Below are 20,713 nucleotides of genomic sequence, written 5' to 3'. Positions count from 1 at the left end.
GACCCTCGGGTTGGTTTACTGGATCGCGAATTCGGTCAGGTAAATCTCCTCGACCATGGCCTCGCCGAGGACGTTGTTGAAGGCATTGATGAGCTCGGTCCGGACCAGGTTGCGCGCGCCGGGTTTCTCGAGGTCGGCCAGCGTCTTGGTGGCCAGGATGCCGCAGGCGACGTCGCGCAACTGGGGATCGTTCTCCTGCATCCTGGCCCGGAACTCGGGATGGCGGCCGACGGCCGCCAGGCTGACCAGCAGATAGCGCGAACCCATCGTGCCGGCCACGTTCACCAGGAGTTTGTTCATCTGCACGGTTTCGCGCGGCCCTTCCTTCTTCGAGCCGTGCGACTCGGCATGCGCGGCTGCCGGTTCGAGGCCCAGGCTTTTTTGCAGCTGCGGGATCAGCACGAAGGTGGTCATGGCCCAGGCCAGCGCCGGCATGAGCACCACCACCAGGATCAATGGCAGCCACGCCTTGAACCCGCTGCCGGAGGAGGTTTCCCTGGCGCCCTCCTGACCGGCCGCCTCCGCACCCTGCATTGCCTCGGTATTCTCAGCCATGGCGGATCAACGTTTCAGATTCACCAATTCGGCCAGGATCTCGTCGCTGGTGGTCACCACGCGTGCGCCGGCCTGGAAGGCGCGTTGCGTGGTGATGAGCGTCGAGAACTCCTGGGCCAGGTCCACGTTCGAAAGCTCGAGCGCGCCGCTGATGACCGTGCCCAGGCCGTTGGTGTTCGGTGGCTGGGGTTGGTTCAGGGGACCGGCCGCAGCGATGTTGGAGTAGAGGTTCTGTCCTTCCTTTGCCAGGGCATGTGGATTCTGCACGTTCTGCAGCAGGACCTGGCCGCGGATGAACTCGGTGCCGTCGGAGAGACGCACGCGGATGTAGCCGTCCGTGTCGATGGTGAAGGAGGCCACGCCCGCGGTGCTGCCGCCCGGCGCACCCGTGTTGTCGATGCGCAGATCCCCCACCACGGTCAGTCCGGCGTCGGCGTATCCCTGCAGCCGCAGGCCGGTGGCGGTGACCAGATAGCCGTTGGCGTCGAGTTGGAAACTCCCGTCGCGCGTCAGGTACTGGGCGTTGCTTTCGTTGTTGCGAACCACGAAGAAGCCCTGGCCGGAGATGGCCAGATCCGTGAGGGTGCCGGTGCGGGCGATGGCCCCCTGGGTGAACTGGTTCCGGATGGCGCTGGTGGCCACGCCGGTGCCGATCTGCAGGAGGCTGCCGCCCGTGTTGCCGAGCGTTTGGCTGAACGCATCGGCAAAGTCCACCCGGGCACTTTTGAAGCCCGTGGTGTTGACGTTGGCAATGTTGTTGCCGATGACGTCCATCCGTTCCTGAAACTGCTGGAGGGCACTGATGCCGGAATTGAGAGAGCGCAGCATAAACGGGGAGTGGTTGAAGGGTCAGGCGATTGCGGAGGTGATGAGCGACGAGACCTGTTTGAGCGGATAGAGTTGACCGTTGACCAGAAGCTGCGGACCGTCCTCGCCGAAGGCCACCGCTTCCACCACGCCTTCGACACGGCCGAGCTCGTCGGATTCCAACGCCACGGAACGCCCCAGCAACGCAGCCGCCTGCATGCGTTGCTGGGCGTCGCCGAGGCTTTGCATCATTTCCTGCATCTGCCGGACCTGCTCCAGGGCGGTGAACTGGGCCATCTGGGTGATGGAACTCAGGTCCGCGTTCGGTTGCAGGGGATTCTGGCTGGTGATCTGGGTCACCAGGATCTTCAGGAAATCCTCCTGCGAAAGGGTCTTGACCGGCACGCGCGATTCGGTGTCCGAGCCCGTGAGGGCCGCACGAGCCAGGGCAGTGCTGACGGAGACATTCATGGCGTTCCTCCCAAAGGCCGGGTGGTCAGGCCCAGGTTTCCCACCCCCGATGCCGCGCCGGGCGCGGGCCGCGCCGCGAAGGGGGTTCGGTCAGTGAACCGGCCAGGGCGAACTCGGCGAATGCCCCGGCCATCAGCGGATCCGCCCACTCACCGGTGGGCGGCCGGTAACCGTGACGTTGCTGATGCGACTGGAAATCCGGGTGCCGCTGCAGATCGCCGAGCTGGATACCGCGGGTCTCGCACCGCTCCTGCAGCTCACGCCAGTGTCGCTGGAAGAATTCCAAATCCCCGCGGTGCATCCAGACCTCTGCGTGGACACGATCCCCTTCCTGCCGCAGTGTCATGGAGAGTTGCACGCCCGCCCCCGGTTTGATCACCACGTGGAGCTGGTCCGTGCCCGAGTGGCGCAGACGACCGGCGTGAAGCTGCACGATGTCCTCGGTCCGTTCCAGGGCGTGAAAAAGCAGTTGCAATGCAGCCGGCGAGGTGCGTTGCGGGCTTGCTGTTTCGGGAGTGGCTGCAGGAGCCGGAGCAGAGGGAGGACTCACTTCGCCATGACCCGGCAAATTCTGCTGGTCCAGCCCGGCATCTTTGGACGTTTGCGCGGCTTTGTTCATGGCAACCACATGCGGAGCATGGGATGTGCCAGCATCCGGGAGTCCGTCCGCACCGTGTTCCGGACCGATTTCCCCCCGAAGCGGCCCCGCCCGGCCGGAAGTTTCTTCCGCGCCTGCGGTCACTTTCTCCTCTACGGGAGCGGCTTCGGCTCGCATGGATTCCCCCGGCTCGCGCCCGGCCGAAAGTGCGGATCGGTCGAATCGATCCGGCGGGGAGGTGGAATCACGAACCGCCGCGGCATCCTGTCGCGATATGGCCCATGCCTCCAGTGCCTCGCCGACGGCTTCACCGGCCAGCGCCGGCTGGAGGGGACGGACCGCAGGTGCGTCTGCCGGACCGAAACGCGCCGCCTTGTCACCGGGGTTGCCCTGAGCCGGAGCAGTTGGCCCCGCAGGGGGGCGGGTTGCCTCCCGCGCGGCCGGATCGCTTCCACGCTGTCCGCGCGCGTCCACCGTGCCCGTGGCGTCGGAGGACGATGAGTCTCCGGCGGGCAGCGGGTCTGCGCCCGATCCTTCCGCTCCATCCTGGTGCGCCCCTGCACCTGTCGGGCCTGTCGTTCCCTGCCCTGCCGTTTCCGGGGCGACCAGGTTCACCGGCCCGTTCCCAGCTCGAAGCCCGCCCTGCGGGAGGCTGGTGTCCGGCTCGGGACTCGTGCCGGCAGCCGCAGGCAACGCCGGAAGCCCGGCTCCGCGCACGTCGGACAACCCGGGCGGCACGGCCACGGTTGCCCACGCCTCCTCCGGGTGCGCATGGCGAGCCGCCGACCGGCGCGGCAGACGCGGGGTCTCCGTCGCGTCCTCCACCGTGTGGACAGACTCCGGCCGGGGAGACGGGTCCGCACCACCGCGTGGGGAGAGCAGTTCGGCGAAAGCCGTGGCGTCCGTTTGGAGGCATGGCGTTGGTCGGGCACCGGCACCTGAAGGATCGCCGGCATCGGACGCCACACCGGACCAGCGAAGGGGGGCGAGGGTCATGCCAGGATCAGGGAGATCGAACGACGGCAACCTTGTTGGTGTCGGGCGGCAGGAGCCGGCGCATCTTCTCAATGATCAGGAGCGCCCGGCGTGCCTCTGCCGGGCCGGCCTTGCTCATCGCGTCGAGCAGCTGGCTGACGTCGTCGTTTTTCATCAGGGCAAAGAGCCGCACGACATCGTCGTCGGCCATCTCCGCCAGCAGGGCCAGTTGGCCGTCCAGCGACATGCCGGTGAGCAGCTTGGCCTGTCGCTTGAACTGCTCAGCCTGCGACTCTTGCAGGCGGACGATGTTGCGATCGAACTCCGCCTGGAGCCGGGCCACTGTTTGTGTGATCACCGAAAGTTCCTGGCGCTCGGCCTCCAGGCGCACTTCGAGTTCCTTCAACTGCTCGCGGCGCAGGGCCAGCGCCTCGCGTTCGCGTTGCAGTTCGGCGATCCACTGGTTCAGTTCCGGATTTCGGAATCGCCAGGAGGGCAGGTCGTCCGCCGGGCGTGGTTTTCTCAGGGCGGTTGCCGGGGTCGTCCCGCCGGGGGCAACGAACCGCACCTGGGTCAGCAGGGCGGTGGTGACGCCCAGGTACAACAGGCCGCCGACCAGGGCGGCCATCCAGGGTGCTTGCAAGACGCGCGTCATGGCATCGAACCCGTTTGCAGATGGCCGAGCGCGCCCGTGCCGGAGCCCGTCGCCCGGCGGCGGGCCAGCTCATCCAGTTCCTTTTGTTCTCCGCGCAACCATGCCTGCTGCCATGCATGCCGCTGGCGTTGGTGGTAGCGGTCCAGCATCTCGCGCTGGCGTCGGGCCTGCAGCCACTGTTCGCGGGCTGCCTCCGATGCGGAGCAGGCAGCCTGCCAGACTTGGATGCGACGCCGGAGGACCTCTTCAAGCTGCTGCAGCCAGGTCCGTTCCTGCTGCAGCTCGGCTGCGCAGGCACCGGCGAGGGCTCGTGCCTGAAACGCCTCCGCGGCCCAGGCCAGCACGGCGCGGGCGTGTCGGACCGCGGCCGCCGCCTGGTCCACCGCGCGGAGGCTTTCGGCGAACCTGCGCCGGGCCAGTTCTTCCTGCTGGCCGCGCAGGACCCAGAGGGCGTGCAGGCTGAAGCGGAAGCGTTTCATGAGCCGGAGGGCTGTTGCAGATCAGGCCGGCCCCACAGCGTCGGGGACTGCGGCGGTGCCGGAGCGGCCGGCGGCGTGGAGGGACCGGGCGGCGCCGGGGCCGGCCCGCCGGCGGCCAGGGTTTGTCGGAGCATGGCCCAGCTCTGCTCGAGCGTGAACCCCTCGTCCACACCCTGGCGCAGAAACCGCCGCAGAGGTTCCTGCAGAGCGATGGCGCGGTCGATGGCCGGGTTGGTGCCGGCCGGATAGGCACCGATCTGGATCAGGTCCTGGTTGCGCCGGTAGGTGGCCAGCGCGTCACGAGCCGCGGCGGTCAGCTCGAGTTGTTCCCGCGTCAGGAGCTCGCGATTCAGCCGGCTGACGCTCTCCAGCACGTCAATGGCCGGGTAATGATTCTGCGTGGCCAGCTCGCGGCTGAGGACCACGTGGCCGTCGAGGATGGAACGGACCGCATCGGCGATCGGATCGTTCATGTCATCGGCCTCTACCAGCACGGTGAACAGTCCGGTGATGGTCCCCTGCTCGCCCGCACCGGCCCGCTCCAACAATTGCGGCAGAAGGGAAAAGACCGAAGGGGTGTAGCCGCGGGTGGCCGGAGGTTCGCCCACGGCCAGGCCGATCTCGCGTTGCGCCATGGCGAACCGGGTGACCGAATCCATCATGAGCAGCACGTTGAGGCCCCGGTCCCGGAAGTACTCCGCGATGGCCATGGCGAGGAAGGCGCCCTTGACACGGTGGAGGGCCGGTTCGTTTGACGTGGCCACGACCACGACGGATTTCCGACGGCCCGCCTCGCCCAGGTCCCGTTCCAGGAACTCGCGCACCTCGCGCCCCCGCTCACCGATCAGGGCAATCACGTTGATGTCTGCCTCGGCATGGGCGGCGATCATCCCCAGCAGTGTGGACTTGCCCACGCCACTGCCGGCGAAGATGCCCAGGCGCTGGCCCCGGCCGAGCGGCACGAAGGTGTCGAGCGCCTTGACGCCGGTGCAAAACGGCTGGCGGATGCGTTGCCGCCGCAGCGGATGGGGCGGAGGCAATTGCAAAGGCACCTGCGCCTCGGCGTCCACGGGGCCCCGGCCGTCCAGGGGCCGGCCCAATCCGTCGATGACCCGGCCCTGCAAGGCCGGGCCCACGGGCACGCGGAGGGCCGAGCCGGTGGCCACGACCTCGCAGCCCGGATGAATGCCGTGCACCTCCCCCAAGGGCATCAGGAGCAGATGATGATCACGGAACCCGACCACCTCGGCCCAGGTCTCCTCCTTCTGTCGCGGGGACAGGATGCGACAGACCTCGCCCACGGCGGCCAGCGGTCCCTCGGATTCGATGACCAGCCCGATCAGTTGGACGACCCGGCCGCAGGTCTCGGTCAGGCGGGCCTCACGCACCCGTGCCAGGGCACGTTCCAACGATCGGGAGCGGCAGGACGCGGGGTTCATTTCAACAGCGTGTGTTCGAGCTGTTCGAGCTTCGTCTCGCGCCGCGCGTCTATGAGGCCGAAACGGGTCTGGACCACGCAACCGCCGCGGCTGACCTCCTGGGAGGCCACGAAACGGAGGGGCCCCGTCTCGGGTGTGCCTTGCAGGATCGCGGCCCCGTGCTGTCGCAGCAGCGCCAGGTCCTCCGGATGCAGGCGGATGGTGACCTCGGCGGTGTCCTCGGCCTGGCGGAGGGTCTCGCGGACGACCCGTTCCACCAGCGCGGCGTCAATGGGGATTTCGGCCACGATGCGGCGCGCCGCTTCCAAGGCCAGGGGGATCAGCATGGACTCGGCCTGCTGCAGCACTTCGGGCACGGCCCGGCGCAGGGCGTCCAGGACACCGCGCTGCAACTCGGCCAGTTCGTTCCGCTGCCGGATGAGTTGTTCGCCCAGGGCACGTTCGCCCTCGCGCCGGCCCTCCTCCCGGGCACGTCGCAGTTCCTCGGCCCAGACGGCGGGCCAGTCCAGGGGCGGTTGACCCGCGACGGTGCGCACACCGCGCAGCGGGCGATCCAGGCGGATGGTTTCAGACCACGGCATCCTCGGGGGTCTCCTCGACGTCCAGGTCAATCTCCCCCTCGGCCTCCAGTTTCCGCACGACGTCGATGATGCGGAACTGGGCGGCCTCGATGTCGCGCAGCTTGACATGGCCCAGGAAAGCCATTTCTTCGCGCACGGTTTCGGCGGCGCGACGCGAGATGTTGGAGAGGAGCAGTTGGGTGAGTGGTTCGCTCGCCTTTTTGAGGGCGAGCACCAGATCGCGCATCTCGATTTCGCGCAGGATGCGCTGGATGGCCTGGTTGTCCAGGCGCCGCAGATCCTCGAAGGTGAACATCTTCTTGCGAATGGCCTGGCAGAGCTCGGGATTGCGCTCTTCCAGACTGGCCAGCAATTGGCGGCTGACCTCCTTGTCCATGGCGTTGAGGATGTCGGCCGCGGTGGTGACGCCGCCGGTCTGGGTGAGGGCGCGGGTCTGTTTGACGCCGAGCTTGGCGTTGATCACCTCGGCCACCTTTTCGGTCACTTCCACCGGAGTGGGTGCCAGCGTGGCCAGGCGCTCCACCACCTGGTCGCGTTGTTCCGGCCGCAAGAGATTCAGCACCTGTGCAGCCTTCTCCGGCGGCAGGTGGCTGATGACGAAGGCAATGGTCTGGGGATGCTCGTCCCGGATCAGGTTGGCCACGTTTCGCGGGTCCATTTCGGTGAGGTCCTGCATCGCCGGTGGCACCGGGCGGCTGGGTGCAATGCGGCCCAGGATGTCGCTGGCCTTGAACGAGCCGAGGGCCTTTTCCAGCGTGACACGTGCGGTCTCCACGCCGGCACAGACCGCGGTGGCCGCGGTGAGGATCACCGGGGTCAATTCCCGCAGCAACGCCTCCTGCTGCTCGCGGGTGATGAGGGTGAACCGTGCCATTTCGCGGGAGAGGGCCTCGACCTCGCGCGGCGGGAACTGGCGGAGGATGAGGGCGGCGTGGTCGGGCCCGAGCATGACCAGCAGGGCCGCCAGCTTCTGCAGTCGGGTCATGCCCTCGGTTTGGGCCGGGGCATCTGCGGGGACAGGGGCAGCAGGGGCGGCAGGCATGGCATCTCACTCCTGGGGCCGGCCCTTGTTCATCCAGTCGCGCAGGGCCTGGCCGAGGTTGACAGGGTTTTCACGCACCAGCTGGTTGAGCACTTCCAGAGTGACCATGTCGGGGGTCTCGCCTGCCTCGGCGCCGGAGGCTCCGGCGGGCACGGGCCGGCGGCGGGGCTGACCATGGCCGTGGCCGTTTCCGTTGCCATTCCCATGGGCGAGGAGTTGCCCGACCGGCACGCCCAGGGGAATGTCCGGTGTGGCGGACTTTTGCAGCAGCCGCCACAGCAGAAGCAGTGCAACGACGGCCAGAAGGGGGTAACCGACCTGCCGGACAAGTGAGAGCCAGAACTCCCAGCGCTGCTGCCGTTCCAGTTCCCGGACCAGGTCGCGGCCGAACGTGTCCTCGAAAGGCAGCTCTTCCACGGTCAGGCTGTCGCCCCGGGTGTTCTCGGTGCCCAGTTGAATCCCGAGAGCACCTGCGACGATGCGCCGGATTTTCTCCAACTCCTCGGGCGAGCGCGGCACGACCTTGCGGTCGGGGCCGGTCCCCTCCACCCGTGCGGCCACGGTGACCGCCGCCGAGAGTCGTTTGATCCCGCCGGCCAGTTGGGTGAGGTTGCTGATGGTGCGGCCCAGTTCGTATTCGACGGTGGTGGTGGTCTTGCGGTTGCGGGTGTTGGTGACGGGCGTGGCGGCGGTGGTGGTGTTGGTTTCGGTGGCGGTGTTGGCGGTCACGCCGACCGGAACGGTGGGCGAACTGGTCACGGTGTCGTTGTTTTCCTCGTTTTTGGTCTGGGTTTTGATGACCTGGCCGTCCGGGTCGTAGCGCTCCTCCGTACGGGTCAGGGTGTCGAAATTGATGTCGGCGGCCACACGCACGACGGCCTGGCCCTGCCCGACCACCTTGTCGAGGATGTCCTGGGCTTTCCTGGCCAGGTACTGTTCCAGCTCCCGGCGCACGGCCAGCTGGCTGGCGGTGAGGCCGGAGAGCGACGGGTCTTCGCTGTTGCCGGAGAGCACGTTGCCGAAGTTGTCCACCACGCTCACCCGGTTGGGTTTCAAGCCCTCGACCGCGTTGGCCACGAGGAATTGGATGGACTGCACTGCCTGGGGCGACAACGGGCCGCTGCCGCGCAATCGCACGAAGACCGAGGCGGTGGGTTGCTTGTCCCGGTCCAGCAGCAGCCGGTTCTCCGGCAGCACGACCATCACCCGCGCCGATTCCACCTCGTCCAACTGGCTGATGGTGCGGGCCAGTTCGCCCTGCAAAGCCCGCAGGTAGTTGGCGCGCTGCACGAAGTCCGAAATGCCGAAGTTGGGTTTGTCGAAGATCTCGAATCCGACGCCGTCTCCGCGCGGGATGCCCCGACCGGCCAGTTGCATGCGAACGGCGTGGACCTGGTCGGCGGGCACGTAGATGGAATTGCCGCCCGGGCCGATGCGGTAGGGCACCTTGGCCTCGTCCAGCGCGTTGATGACGCGGGCGGCCTCGGCATCTGAGAGCTTCCCGTACAACAGGGCGTAGGGCGTGCGTGCGGACCACAGCGCCACACCGGCCAGACCGCCGATCACCAGCAGACCCGCCGCGACCAGCGTGAGCCGCTGGGTCCACTGGAGTTCCTTCCAGATCCCGGCCAGTTGGGCGGCCAGTCGAGCGAGAGAGAGGTTCATGGACGATGTCGGTTCCGGAGTCGGGGGCGGTCCCCGCTCAGATCTGCAGGCGCATCAGTTCCTGGTAAGCCTCCAGAAGTTTGTTGCGCACCTCCACCATCAACTGAAAGCTGACGCTGGCCTCTTCCATGGCAATGATGGCCTGGTGCAGCGGGACGGGTTGACCCTGCTGCAGTGCCTGGACGGTCTGGGCAGCCACCTGCTGGTGCTGGTTGACCTCGGAAACGAACTGTTGCAGCAACTGCCCGAACGGATCGGCTGCAGGTGACGTGGGGCCGGCGGGGGCGGTGCCGGGGGTGCTGGCGGGGGCCGTGAGCGGTGGCAGTCCCGGCGGCCCATCCACGCGCCGGACCGGCCAGTCCGCCGCGGAACGGGTGAGCGGGATGGGCGACAAGGGCGACATGGCGGCACATCAGAAAGGGTCCTTTGCCGGATTCAACGTTTGCCGATGGCCAGCGTCTGGAGGGCCATGGCCCGTGCGTTTTTCACCACCGCCAGGTTCGCCTCGAACGCACGGGAAGCGGCGATGAGATCGGCCATTTCTTCGTGAATGTTGATGTTCGGGAGGGCGACCATGCCGTTGGCGTCGGCGTCGGGGTGCCCCGGCCGATAAACCAGCAGGGGCGGACGCGGGTCGGTCTGGATGCGGGCCACCCGGACGGTGGCGGGCGCGCCTCCGGGCGTGGAACGACTCAGGGCATCCCGCAGGACCGTCTCGAACACCACCACGCGCCGTTTGTAGGGCCCGCCGTCGGGCCCGCGCGTGGTCTGTGCGTGGGCGATGTTCTCCGCGATGACGTCCAGGCGCGTTCGCTCGGCCGTGAGGGCCGAAGCCGTGGTTTGAATGCCGCTCAGGATTTCGACCATGGGATCAAACGGGGCGTCCGGTGATGGCCAGCTTGAGTCGCAGCAAGCGGCCGGTGATCAATTGCGTCTGGAATGCATGAACCAGGGCGTTCTGGTTCAGTTCCAACAGTTCCTGCTCGAGGTTCACCGTGTTCCCGTCGCGTCCGTTCGGCAGGGCCGTGGGATCGGGCGCCAGGGCCGGCTGGAGCTGTTTCAATCGTGCGGGGTCACCCGCGGCAATGGCCCGCTGCAACTCTTGCTGGAACGACGGGGCCAGGTCCACCCGCTGGTAGCCCGGCGTTTCCAAGTTGGCCAGGTTGGCCGCAATGGCCTGGTGCCGCAGCGCCACCGCGTCCAGCATCCGCTTGGCCGCCAGGTAATTCGTCTGATTGAAGAGTGCGTCAATCATGGCACCCAAGATCCCGAGCTCCCGACGAAGCAAAGCCGATGCCACAGTGCCATTTGTGCCGGAAATGGCGGTTTTACGCATCGGCCGAACCGGGTCAGCGGCAAATGTTACCGCCGGACCGGGCAATCCTTGTCCGGGCACCGGCCCGATCCGGCCCCGGCAGCCTGGGTGACGGATCCGCCTTCACATGACCGGCACGCGGACAACCGACCACGGGTCAGGCCACCCTCGTGCTCCCGGTTCGGGTTTGCTCCGGAGGCGGGTTTCTCACACTCTGCCCCCGTGGGTCTGGCGGACAAGATCCTTGCATGGTCGGAGCTCCCCCGTTGGAGGGAGTCCCAGCGTCAAGCCGGCCGGCGCGTGGTGGTCACAAACGGATGTTTCGACCTGCTGCACGCCGGGCACGTCACCTATCTGGAAGCCGCCCGCGCGCTTGGTGACGTGCTTCTGGTGGGACTGAACAGCGACGCCAGCGTCCGGGCGTTGAAGGGGCCCGACCGACCTGTGAACCCGGAGACCGACCGCGCCACCGTGCTGGCGGCCCTCGAGTCGGTAAGCGCGGTGTGCGTCTTCAACGAACGTGACGCCACACGGTTCCTGTCGCTGGCCCGACCGGACATCTACGTGAAGGGAGGGGACTACCGTTTGGAAACCCTCAACCCGGACGAACGGCGCGTGGTGGAATCGGTCGGCGGGCGGATCGTCCTGCTGCCACTGGTGCCGGGCCGGTCCACCACCGAGCTGCTGCGCCGCCTGCGGTCTCAACCACCCGGCTGAGCAGGCCGGTCCGGTCCGAGCCGACCCTCCTGCATCTGGCGCGCGTGTTCCTCGTCCAGCTCGCGCAACTGGTCGAGAATGGCGCTCAGCTTCTGCCCCGTGGAGGTCAGGTGGTAGTGCACTTCGGGAATGCGCCCCGGCTTTTCCGTGCGCGTGATGAGCCCGTAGTCCAGCAGCTTGCGCAACCGCTCGTTCAACACCTTGGTCGAAATCCCCGGGATGAACCGCTCGAGCTGGCCGGGCCGGGTGACCCCACGCGCAATCGCCGCCACGACGGCAGCCGACCATTTGCAACCCACCACGTCCTCCAGACGCCGGAATGCAGTCCGCTCCTTCAACGACAGATACCGCGGCTTCATGTCAGGAAAAGATACCGCGTCCCTCCGGACTTTCACGGGGTTACCAAACGGTAAGGGGGCACCAAAAAGTGCCCTCTGGGCGCATCACCGCATGAAGCGCACCTTTGGACACGGCCGGATCCGAAAGCGGGCCCGGCCGGCAGAACCGACAAGAACTCCAAACCAGGAGACCAAGAACGATGAAAACCAAAGCCGTGTTCTATCACGCGGGCTGCCCGGTCTGTGTGGCAGCCGAGGAAAACGTCGCGCGCGCCCTGGATCCGGCGCGCTTCGAGCTGGAGGTGGTCCACCTCGGAAAGGAAAAGACCCGTCTGACCGAGGCGGAGCGGCTGGGGGTCAAATCCGTCCCGGCCCTCGTGCTCAACGGCCAGGTTTACCACATCAACTTCGGCGCGGCACTGTCCGACCTGCGCTGAAGCACCTGCGCATCAACGCCCGACCCCGGTGCGTCCGCTGGCACGCACCGGGTTTCTTTTTGGGAAGGTGCGCCCGGGCCGGCGGTGAAAACAGTGGTTCAGACCTTGTCGGGTTCCGGGTGCACCCACGGCGCACGGTAGGGTCGCCGCAGCAGCCGGTTGGCCTCGTCATCACCGACCACCTGCCAGCGCTCCGGGTCCCAAGTGAGGGTTCGGCCCAACTGCAGGGCAATGTTGCCCAAAATGCAACAGGCGCTGGAAATGGCTCCCTCTTCGATGTCCGCCACCGGACGGCTCCGGTTGTCCACCGCCCGCAGGAAATCCCTCCAGTGCCGGCGCAGAGCCGGGGCAACATGTCGTTCCAGATCCCGCTCGGTTTTGTCCTCTGGATACTGGTCCAGCTCGTACACCACGTCGGCGTGAACCGGCTGGCCGCCACCCTGCGGGATGAAGTCGTAGCTCATGACGCTGGCCTTCAACGTCCCCCGATCGCCGTAGAACGTGGCCGCCCAGGGGTATTGCGGATCCGGCGCGCGCCCGTAAGTGCGATGGGTCCAGACCACCACCAAATCGCCATAGTCAAATGTGACCGTTTGGGTGTCGGTGATGTTCGCCTTGCTCTCCTTGTCCACGAGGATCCCCCCGCTGGAACTGATTCGTTTGGGCCAGCCCAGATCGAGCATCCATCGGACCATGTCAAACATGTGGATGCACATGTCACCGACGATCCCGTTGCCGTACTCCATGAAGTTGCGCCAGCCCCGGGGATGGATCAGCCGGTTGAAGGGCCGCATCGGGGCCGGACCGGTCCAGAAGTCCCAGTCCAGGTGTTCCGGGGGCGGGGTGTCCGGGGGATTCTCCCGCGAGCGCATGTGATAATAGCAGCAGATCTCCACCAGGCCGATCCGACCCAGCCGCCCCTCGCGGATGAAACGATCGCGCGCCTCGATGAGATGGGGTGTGCTGCGCCGCTGCGTGTTCACCTGGACCACGCGGTTGTATTTCCGCGCCGCCGCCAGCATGGCCTGGCATTCCACGACGTCCACCCCGACCGGTTTCTCCACGTAGACGTCCGCCCCGGCGCGACAGGCCTCGATCATGGCCAGTGCATGCCAATGATCGGGCGTGGAAACCTGGACAATGTCGAGCTGCTGCTCTCGCAGCATCTGGCGGAAGTCCTTGTAAACCTGCGGCCGCTTCTTCGAACGCTGGCGTTCGGCCACCATGTCCGCCGCCTCGTTGAGCATCCGTGAGTCCACATCACACAAGGCCACCACTTCCACCGGCTCCACCTGCAACAGGCGAAACAACGCCGATTTTCCGTACCAACCGGTCCCGATCAGACCCACGCGACGCGGCCGCGTGGCGGCAAAGGTGGTGGGGACATACCGGACAGCCGTGGCCGCAGCCAGGGCGGTCGCACCGAGCTTGAGGAACTGACGGCGGTTCATGGCCCACCTAATGGCCGAAGCCCACCTGCTTGGCAAGTGCAACCGGCCGGGCTCGGAGGGCCCTCCTTCCTGCGGGTTCGCTCCCACCGTGCGGCAGCCTGGCTAGCAACCCGGGGGAAACCGGCCCTCCATCGGGGTCTTGCAACCGTGGCAGCGCCCTGTTAGAAACCGCTACGTCATGCGCGGGCATGCATACAAGCCGAACCCGGTTACGCGCGCACAACTGGTTCGCCTGAGATCGTCAAGTCCGCCGCGCGGCACCGCCCAGGGTGCCCGCCATTGCATTCCAAACTGCACGCAACTTCGTTCCGTCCCCAACGAGTGGCCCCTCTTGGGAGGGGCGTGACTTTGGTCCTCAACCAACCTCAGGGCGCCCGGAGCCGTCGTGCTTCGGGCGCCCGCATGTTCTGCAGCGCCCGGCTGTGCACCGCCGGTTGCCGGCAGCAATTCATTTCACGACCCCGTTCGGGTCCGCCGGATCCCGGCCGGACAAGGGGCTCCGAAGCCGTCTTCTTCACCGCGATCCGTGTCGCGCGCGCTCCAGTTCGGACTTCAGACGCAGCGCTGCGGGAGAAGTCGGTTCACGCGCAAGGACCGCTTCCACCTCGGTTTGAGCCCGATCGAGGTCTCCCCGGGCCAACCAGGCCGCCGCCAGTTGCAGGCGCGCCCGGTCCAGGCCGGGGTCCAGACGAATCGCCTCCTCCAGCTGCCGGACGCCCTCCGCCCAGCGGCCGGAACGCAGCCAGAGCTCGCCCAGGCGCATGTGTGCCTGTGCACTTTTCGGATTCAATCGCACCGCCGCCTGAAGTTCCGACGTTGCCTCGTCCAGCCGACCCAGTTGTGCCAGTACGGCCCCCAGGAACAACCGCGCCTGCGGATGGGTGGGGTCCAGATCGCGTGCGCGGGTGAGGACCCGGCGCGCAGCCTCCCAGTCACCCCGTGCGGCCAGCACACTGCCGAGCTCGGTCTGAACATCCGCCAGGTCGGGCCTCAAACGGGCTGCCATTTGGAGGGCCGCCAGCGCATCGTCCACCTGCCGCATCTCTTTCAGCAGGGTGCCCACGCAGTAATAACCAAAATAATGATGCGGCAGCAGCGCGCAGACCCTGCGCCGGTGCTCCAGAGCGGCAGCGCGATCCCCCGTGGCCTCCAGGAACTCGGCGTAATTCTCGTGCAGTGCGGGATCCTCCGGGCGCCGTTGCAGCGCCGATTCGTACACCGACCGCGCGTGCTCGGGCGGGGTGTGGCGGATCCGTTCCTCCAATGTCGCGAGCCAGTGGCGGAAGTACGCGACATGCTGATCGTGTTCCCACTGCCGGTCGAACGGCGGCTGTTCCAAGCGCTGGATCATTTCCGACACCACCGAACGGCGGTTCCAATCCGTCAGGCCCAGCAGCGCCTCGCAGGTTTCCTGATCCGCCCATTCCGATCTCGCCCGGGACCGTACAGGCTCCGGCAGCAAATCCGCCACACGCTCCGCCCAGAGCCGTGCCAGACGATAGTTGCCATCGAAGTTGAGGTGTACGTGCTCGTAAAACGATCCCCGCCCCGGCACACCGCCGGGGGCCGCCTCCCCCAGGGCCGTCGCAGCGTCGCACAGGACCACGCCTTCAGGGAACCGGCCGGCCAGGGTTCGGGTCACCTCGTTGAGCCGGTGGTCCGCGCGGAAGGGCAGCGCATCCCATTCACAAGCTTGTTGATAGTGTTCCCGCGCCTCGCCTGCCCGGCCGGCTGCCTGCAGGGCCCTGGCCAGCCGGTAATGTGCCCCGGCATGGCGCGGCGCCAGGGCGATCGCTTCGCGGAACCGGGCCAGCGCCTCCTCGATGCGACCCTCACCCAAAGCCGCGGCACCCAGGCGCAACTGTTCCGCCAAGCGTTCCCGCGCCGGTTCATTCGTCAATCCGGAGTCCATCGAATGGAAGGGCGGGCAGTCCGCCAGGTTGACCGCCACCGTGCTCAAGACCACGGCGGCACCCGAGCGGCGCGCGGCTCGGAGAATGGCTTCCAAATTGGCTTCGAAACTTCGCCGCACCCGTTCGCGCCGTGGGTCCCCCGGTGGCACCGTGTTGTGCAGGAACATGGCCATCCCCTCCCACGCAGCGGGCGATCCTCCCCGGCCCGCGCGTTCTTCCCACAGGGCCTTCAGCGCCTGGACCAGCCGCAGTCGCTGGAGCGTGACCGCCGCACGCACCATCCAGAGCGGTGGTGCGCGCGGCCCAAACACGGTGGCCGCGCCGTACGGGCCCACCATCTCGTTGTTTCCCATGTAGACGATCCAGATGTCCCCGGCCCGCCCGACCAGGTCATTGGCAATCTCCCGAATCACGTGTGAGTTGATCGCGGTCATGCTGGTGTTGATGACCTCGAACCTCACCCCGGGAAACCGCTCCTCCAACAACACCTGCAGATAACGAGCCGCGCCATACCGGGGCCGTGGATCGCCCAGGGCAGCCGATTCGCCCAGTACGAAGATTCGAACGGTGTTCGGCGGTTTGGGGACGTTCAGACGGATCGCCAACGGGGCCCGCGCGAGGCGCCGCGGAAAGAATCGCCGGCCAAAGGCGGGGTTCTCCACCCACACCTTGTCCCCACCCGATCGGTCGCGAACAAAAAAGTGCGGATCGAAGCCCACTCCCCCCAGTCGCAGCACCAGTTCGCCAACGAGCAGAAGCACCAGGGGCACGCCCATGGCCGCGGCCCGGAACACCCACCGCCGCCCCGGCGAGAGCGACGGTGCCTTCGCCCGGTCCCGCTGGACCGGCTCGGATCCGGCCGAGGGATCCGGTTTGTGCCGTCTGCGCCCGTGCGAACGCCGCCGTACCACGGCGGCACCTTACGGCGTCCATGGGTTGGGAACAAACCCAAAGCCGGTCACCCGCTCCGGCAGGACCGCCGGTCGTGCCGGGGTGCCGGTCCAACACGTTGGCGCCGAACGAAAGCGACGTCTCTGCCCTCGCCACCCCGCATGGTTCCGTCCGACCGGGGCGGCCGCCGGGAGGCGTGGCCGCGGCCCGGTCATCGGGACCAAAACTTGGTGTTGACAGCCCGGCAGGAAAACATAGAGATTTGAGCGGAAACCTTAACTGGTCCTTGATCAACCAACATGAAAGTGCCTCTTCCGACCACGAGCCGCCTCGCAATAGCGCCGGTCTCGACCGGGCGCCATGGACTGCGGGGATTTACGCTAATCGAACTGCTGGTTGTCATCGCCATCATCGCCATCCTCGCCGGGATGCTGTTGCCTGCCCTGACCAAGGCCAAGGCCAAGACCCAGGGCATCTACTGCATGAACAACACCAAGCAGTTGATGCTGGCGTGGCAGATGTACGCCACGGACAACAACGACCGGCTGGTCATGAGTTTCCATGGCGGCGACGCCCAGGGAGGCGCCGCAGCCAATAATCCAAGGAACGCGCCATGGGTGGTGGGTTGGCTGGACTGGTCGCTCAGCCCGGACAACACCAACATCCTTTTCCTCATTGACGAGCGTTACTCGAAACTGGCGAAGTACATCGGGAACAAGCCGGAGATTTTTCATTGCCCCGCCGATCAGTTCGCCAGTCCGGCCCAACGCGCTCGCGGTTGGCCCTACAGGGTGCGGAGTATCTCCGGGAATATCGGTGTGGGCGACGGCAACGCAGAAACCGGGCCCTGGGACAGCATCTACAATCACATCAAGAAGATGTCCGATTTCATCTACCCGGGACCGGCGGAAACCTGGGTGTACTGCGACGAGCACCCGGACAGCATCAACGACGCCGGCTTTTTCAATCCTTATGCCAGCCAGTTTGTGGATCTGCCGGCAACCTACCACAACATGGCCGCCGGGTTCGCATTTGCTGACGGGCATTCGGAGATCCACAAATGGCGGGGTGTGATGACCCGGTTCGCGGGAGTCCGCTACACCAGCACCCTTAACATCCCCACGTCCCCGAACGACCCGGACTTGAGGTGGATGCGGTATCGCGCAGGTCGCAGGGTGCCAAACTTCTGAAGGCTTTTTCCTGCCACATACCACACCTCCTCCCGCAACCCTGCCGGCAGCCCCTCCCTGCCGGCAGGGTTCTTGTTTTGAGATGACCAATCGAAACTTCGCCTCAGCCGATTCACCAGGCTTGCCCCGACAGGAACCGCCCCTCCTCTGACGGTGCGGCTCCCTGCCCCTGCGGCTTCCGGTCCCCACAAGGGCCGCGCACACCGACTCGCTCCGCCGGCCGGGCGCGCGTAGGATGTGCCGCGCGGCATGAAATGCGGTGTGTTCCCAATGGCAGTTCTTGGGTTCCTCCTCGGAGCGGCCGGCCCGATCCCGTGCGCGCCGGTCCCGGCGGCCGGCCAACCCACCACCGAGCCATCCGCAGCCCTGCTCCGGGACCGGTTGGATCGCCTCGTGACGGCTCCCCGTTTCCGCCACGCCCAGTGGGGTATCCAGGTCATGGATTTGGAATCCGGCACCGTCCTCTATGAGCACGAGGCAGACCGGCTTTTGACTCCGGCCTCCCTGACCAAGCTGTTTACCGCGGCCCTGGCGCTCGATCGCCTGGGCGGCGACCACCAGCTGCGGACACGCGTTTACACCAGCAGCGCACCAGATCGCAGAGGCAGACTCGCAAGTCCCCTGATCTTGCGCGGTGAAGGCGATCCGGGGTTTCGTTGGGAAGAGGACGCCGAACCGCCCCTGCGCTCCTTCGAGCCCTTGGTCCGGGTTGTGCAACAAGCCGGGATTCGCGAGCTTCGCGGTGGGCTCCTCGCCCTGGAAACCTGGCTCGGCGGCCAGAAGTACGGTCCCGGCTGGTCGTGGGAAGACCTCCCGCATGGCTACGGTGCACCACTGTCGGACCTCGTCGCAAACGAGAACCGGGTCCGCCTCGAGGTCAGACCCCGGACGCATGCCGGTGACCCGTGTGAAGTTCGTCTGTACCCGGGCACCTCCCAGCTTTGGATCACCAACCTTGCGACCACCGGGCTGCCCGGGCGGCAGGGCGAGGTCCGCTGGACTCGTCTACCCGGTCAACGCTCGGTGTTCGTAACCGGCCGGCTGCCGGCGCACGCACGGGCGTGGACGGATTCGATTTCCGTCGAAGAACCGGCAGCATTCTTCCTTGAGCTTTTTCAGCGGGCACTCGAAAGCCGCGGCGTGCGCGTGGGAGGTCCGTTACGAGTGGTGGGACCGGCCGACCCCGACTCGCACCGAATCCGTTCGACGGCGACGTTGCTCGGCGAGGTGCGGTCGGCCCCGGTCCGGGAGTTGGTTCGGGCCATGCTCAAACGGTCGGAGAACCTGCATGCATCCGTCCTGTGGGCGGCGGTGATTCGTGCCAGCGGAACGACTCCGGCGGACGAGCGGAATGAAAGACCACCGGATGCAGCACCGGTTTGGGCGGCTTTTCTGCGCGATCACCAAATCCCGGTTTCCGAGGTTATCTTGGAAGAAGGTTCCGGGCTGTCACGCAACAACCTGGTGACCCCGCGAGCCGTGGTGGCTCTGCTCCGCGCAATGACGCGACATCCTGAAGCCGGTGTCTTTCAAGATGCCCTGCCCGTAGCGGGCCGGGACGGCACACTGTCCGGGCGCATGATCGGCACGGCCGCCGAAGGTGTCGTGCATGCCAAGACCGGAACGCTGCGCTGGGCCCACGGCCTGGCCGGCTACGTGCTCCCGGAACAGGGACGGTCGCTGGCTTTTTGTGTCCTGCTCAATCGTTACCAACCCGGCCCTGAAGATCCCCCGCCCCGTGACGAACTGGACCGCCTCGCGATCCTCCTGGCCGAGTGGTCCACCGGATCCATCGAACGATGATCGGTTGACCGGGGCCCGTTCCGCAACGGTCCCCGGCAGGTCCGGCCGATCTTCTTCCGGCTTTGACGCCGGCCGTCGTCGGGGGCAACGTGCCCTCCATGCGCATCCGGAACAACTGCTTTCGAGGCCCGGCATGGGGAGCTTTTCTCGCACTGGCCCTGCTGAGCGTGCACGACCTGGAGGCGACGTCACTCGAATGGGCGGTGACCCGATGGCCGGACACGGTCGCGGCAGGAAGCACGTTCACGTTCGAACTCGCGGTCATGAATCATGGGACATCCCCCTCCAATTGCACCTTTCCCCCCGTGCTGGAGGGCTGGTTGAGCATCGGCAACCAGCGATGGCACGTGACAGCCGGGGTGGAAGGCACCGCATCCCCGGCCGACGTCGCCCTGGGTGCCGGCATGTTCCGTTCGCAGTGTTATCGCGTGCACCTGCCGCCCGCCGCCGTGGGCCAGGGACTTTGCCGTTGGGAATGGGCCGATCTCCCGGCCATGGGCCTTCGGATCGAAAAACGGGAAGTGTCCGGGCCCCGGGCTTCACCCGGGTCCTCTTCCTGGCCGCGATGGTTGCAGGAGGGGGATCCGGAAAGCGTGGGCACCTCGCTCGAACCGGGCCGCTTCTTCAAGGAACACTTTTTCGCCTACGAGCCGTTCTATTTCATCGCCGGCATGGACTCTCCCAATGCGAAGTTCCAAATCAGTTTCAAATACCGCGTACTCAACGAAGAGGGGCCACTGGCAGCGCGCCTGCCCTGGCTGCGGGGCGTGCACCTGGCGTACACCCAGACCTCGTTGTGGGACTGGAACAGCGAGTCCAAACCGTTTTTCGACAGCAGCTACAAGCCGGAACTGCTATGGAGCTGGGAGAATCTCGTGCCGGATCGTCCCTCGGCGCGGTGGATCCGCTGCGACCTGCAGGGCGGGTTCCAGCACGAGTCCAACGGCAAGAGCGGTGCGGACTCGCGCAGCCTCAACATCGTCTATTTCCGCCCGACGATCACCTTCGGCCCGCCGGACGCGCTGCAATTGAAGGTTCAACCCCGACTTTGGGCCTATGTGGGCGGATTGGAGGAAAACCCCGACCTGCCCGACTACCGCGGGTACGCCGATCTGCGCCTGGTCCTCGGCTGGCCGCGCGGTTTGCAACTCTCGGCCTGGGGACGCCTCGGCGACGATGCCGACCGTGGGAGTCTCCAACTGGATCTGACCTACCCGATGATGCGGCTGCTCAGCGCGAGTTTCAGCCTCTATCTCCATGCCCAGTACTTCACCGGTTACGGCGAGAGCCTCCTCGATTACCGGGGGCGCACTGAGATGTTCCGCGTCGGCGTGTCGCTCTATCGCTAATCCATTTTGACGCGCCGGCTTCCGGCCCTGCAGCCCGCACCC

The 20,713-nt window shown here is 66.6% G+C and carries 21 protein-coding genes; 5 read left to right on the top strand and 16 right to left on the bottom strand.

The genetic code is table 11. The features are described 5' to 3' along the window. Positions 1–15: 15 nt before the first annotated feature. From ACPDIX_RS06500 to ACPDIX_RS06440, 13 genes are all read right to left on the bottom strand, one after another. Positions 16–555, bottom strand: coding sequence for a flagellar basal body-associated FliL family protein (locus ACPDIX_RS06500; RefSeq protein WP_423430967.1), 540 nt, complete (start codon positions 553–555; stop codon positions 16–18). Between the two features lie 6 nt (positions 556–561). Beyond that, a complete protein-coding gene (locus ACPDIX_RS06495; protein WP_423430966.1) occupies positions 562–1,383 on the bottom strand; it encodes a flagellar hook-basal body protein in 822 nt (273 codons plus the stop codon). Between the two features lie 21 nt (positions 1,384–1,404). Further along, positions 1,405–1,833, bottom strand: coding sequence for a flagellar hook capping FlgD N-terminal domain-containing protein (locus ACPDIX_RS06490; protein WP_423430965.1), 429 nt, complete (start codon positions 1,831–1,833; stop codon positions 1,405–1,407). Between the two features lie 25 nt (positions 1,834–1,858). After that, positions 1,859–2,308, bottom strand: a complete 450-nt coding sequence (locus ACPDIX_RS06485) for a hypothetical protein (RefSeq protein ID WP_423430964.1) — start codon at positions 2,306–2,308, stop codon at positions 1,859–1,861. 1,126 nt (positions 2,309–3,434) lie between these two features. Further along, positions 3,435–4,061: a hypothetical protein gene (locus tag ACPDIX_RS06480; RefSeq protein ID WP_423430963.1), complete on the bottom strand. Its 627-nt coding sequence runs from the start codon at positions 4,059–4,061 to the stop codon at positions 3,435–3,437. After that, the gene (gene fliJ / locus ACPDIX_RS06475) at positions 4,058–4,540 is read right to left on the bottom strand and encodes a flagellar export protein FliJ (RefSeq protein WP_423430962.1); all 483 of its coding nucleotides are present in this window, start codon (positions 4,538–4,540) and stop codon (positions 4,058–4,060) included. The genes ACPDIX_RS06480 and fliJ overlap by 4 nt, the downstream gene beginning before the upstream one ends. Continuing rightward, positions 4,537–5,979 (bottom strand): FliI/YscN family ATPase, encoded by a 1,443-nt coding sequence (locus ACPDIX_RS06470; protein ID WP_423430961.1) that lies wholly within the window; start codon positions 5,977–5,979, stop codon positions 4,537–4,539. Before ACPDIX_RS06470 ends, fliJ begins: the two co-directional genes overlap by 4 nt. Continuing rightward, the gene (locus ACPDIX_RS06465; RefSeq protein WP_423430960.1) at positions 5,976–6,560 is read right to left on the bottom strand and encodes a FliH/SctL family protein; all 585 of its coding nucleotides are present in this window, start codon (positions 6,558–6,560) and stop codon (positions 5,976–5,978) included. The genes ACPDIX_RS06470 and ACPDIX_RS06465 overlap by 4 nt, the downstream gene beginning before the upstream one ends. Continuing rightward, entirely contained in the window at positions 6,547–7,545 is a 999-nt protein-coding gene (gene fliG / locus ACPDIX_RS06460; RefSeq protein WP_423430959.1) for a flagellar motor switch protein FliG, read from the bottom strand. Before fliG ends, ACPDIX_RS06465 begins: the two co-directional genes overlap by 14 nt. A 63-nt stretch (positions 7,546–7,608) precedes the next feature. Continuing rightward, positions 7,609–9,267, bottom strand: coding sequence for a flagellar basal-body MS-ring/collar protein FliF (gene fliF / locus ACPDIX_RS06455; RefSeq protein WP_423430958.1), 1,659 nt, complete (start codon positions 9,265–9,267; stop codon positions 7,609–7,611). A gap of 37 nt (positions 9,268–9,304) precedes the next feature. After that, complete coding sequence (gene fliE, locus ACPDIX_RS06450) at positions 9,305–9,670, bottom strand: flagellar hook-basal body complex protein FliE (protein ID WP_423430957.1); 366 nt, start codon at positions 9,668–9,670, stop codon at positions 9,305–9,307. A 32-nt stretch (positions 9,671–9,702) separates the two neighbouring features. Continuing rightward, a complete protein-coding gene (gene flgC / locus ACPDIX_RS06445) occupies positions 9,703–10,134 on the bottom strand; it encodes a flagellar basal body rod protein FlgC (protein ID WP_423430956.1) in 432 nt (143 codons plus the stop codon). Between the two features lie 4 nt (positions 10,135–10,138). Beyond that, positions 10,139–10,522, bottom strand: coding sequence for a flagellar basal body rod protein FlgB (locus tag ACPDIX_RS06440; RefSeq protein ID WP_423430955.1), 384 nt, complete (start codon positions 10,520–10,522; stop codon positions 10,139–10,141). A 282-nt stretch (positions 10,523–10,804) separates the two neighbouring features. On the opposite strand from ACPDIX_RS06440, the gene rfaE2 reads away from it, so the two are divergent. Beyond that, positions 10,805–11,299 carry a D-glycero-beta-D-manno-heptose 1-phosphate adenylyltransferase gene (gene rfaE2 / locus ACPDIX_RS06435; protein ID WP_423430954.1) on the top strand — a complete coding sequence of 165 codons (495 nt, stop codon included), beginning with the start codon at positions 10,805–10,807 and terminating at the stop codon, positions 11,297–11,299. Here the strand turns inward: rfaE2 and ACPDIX_RS06430 are convergent. After that, positions 11,284–11,658, bottom strand: coding sequence for a winged helix-turn-helix transcriptional regulator (locus ACPDIX_RS06430; RefSeq protein ID WP_423430953.1), 375 nt, complete (start codon positions 11,656–11,658; stop codon positions 11,284–11,286). The genes rfaE2 and ACPDIX_RS06430 overlap by 16 nt on opposite strands. A 179-nt stretch (positions 11,659–11,837) precedes the next feature. Between ACPDIX_RS06430 and ACPDIX_RS06425 the strand changes: the two genes are divergently transcribed. After that, positions 11,838–12,074: a thioredoxin family protein gene (locus ACPDIX_RS06425; protein WP_423430952.1), complete on the top strand. Its 237-nt coding sequence runs from the start codon at positions 11,838–11,840 to the stop codon at positions 12,072–12,074. A gap of 98 nt (positions 12,075–12,172) precedes the next feature. Here the strand turns inward: ACPDIX_RS06425 and ACPDIX_RS06420 are convergent, their stop codons facing one another. Both ACPDIX_RS06420 and ACPDIX_RS06415 read right to left on the bottom strand, forming a co-directional pair. After that, positions 12,173–13,525, bottom strand: a complete 1,353-nt coding sequence (locus ACPDIX_RS06420) for a Gfo/Idh/MocA family protein (protein ID WP_423430951.1) — start codon at positions 13,523–13,525, stop codon at positions 12,173–12,175. 514 nt (positions 13,526–14,039) lie between these two features. Continuing rightward, positions 14,040–16,349, bottom strand: a complete 2,310-nt coding sequence (locus tag ACPDIX_RS06415) for a tetratricopeptide repeat protein (protein WP_423430950.1) — start codon at positions 16,347–16,349, stop codon at positions 14,040–14,042. Between the two features lie 279 nt (positions 16,350–16,628). Between ACPDIX_RS06415 and ACPDIX_RS06410 the strand changes: the two genes are divergently transcribed. The 3 genes from ACPDIX_RS06410 (at position 16,629) to ACPDIX_RS06400 (ending at position 20,671) form a co-directional block, all read left to right on the top strand. After that, positions 16,629–17,519 carry a type II secretion system protein gene (locus ACPDIX_RS06410; RefSeq protein ID WP_423430949.1) on the top strand — a complete coding sequence of 297 codons (891 nt, stop codon included), beginning with the start codon at positions 16,629–16,631 and terminating at the stop codon, positions 17,517–17,519. Positions 17,520–17,768: 249 nt separating this feature from the next. Further along, a complete protein-coding gene (dacB, locus tag ACPDIX_RS06405; protein WP_423430948.1) occupies positions 17,769–19,322 on the top strand; it encodes a D-alanyl-D-alanine carboxypeptidase/D-alanyl-D-alanine endopeptidase in 1,554 nt (517 codons plus the stop codon). Positions 19,323–19,420: 98 nt separating this feature from the next. Beyond that, positions 19,421–20,671, top strand: coding sequence for a phospholipase A (locus ACPDIX_RS06400; RefSeq protein ID WP_423430947.1), 1,251 nt, complete (start codon positions 19,421–19,423; stop codon positions 20,669–20,671). Positions 20,672–20,713 lie beyond the last annotated feature (42 nt).

The sequence above is a fragment of the Limisphaera sp. 4302-co genome (assembly GCF_049537155.1).
Classification (GTDB): domain Bacteria; phylum Verrucomicrobiota; class Verrucomicrobiia; order Limisphaerales; family Limisphaeraceae; genus Limisphaera.
Note: the sequence above shows the minus strand (reverse complement) of the source record. Positions and strands in the feature narration are given on the sequence as shown.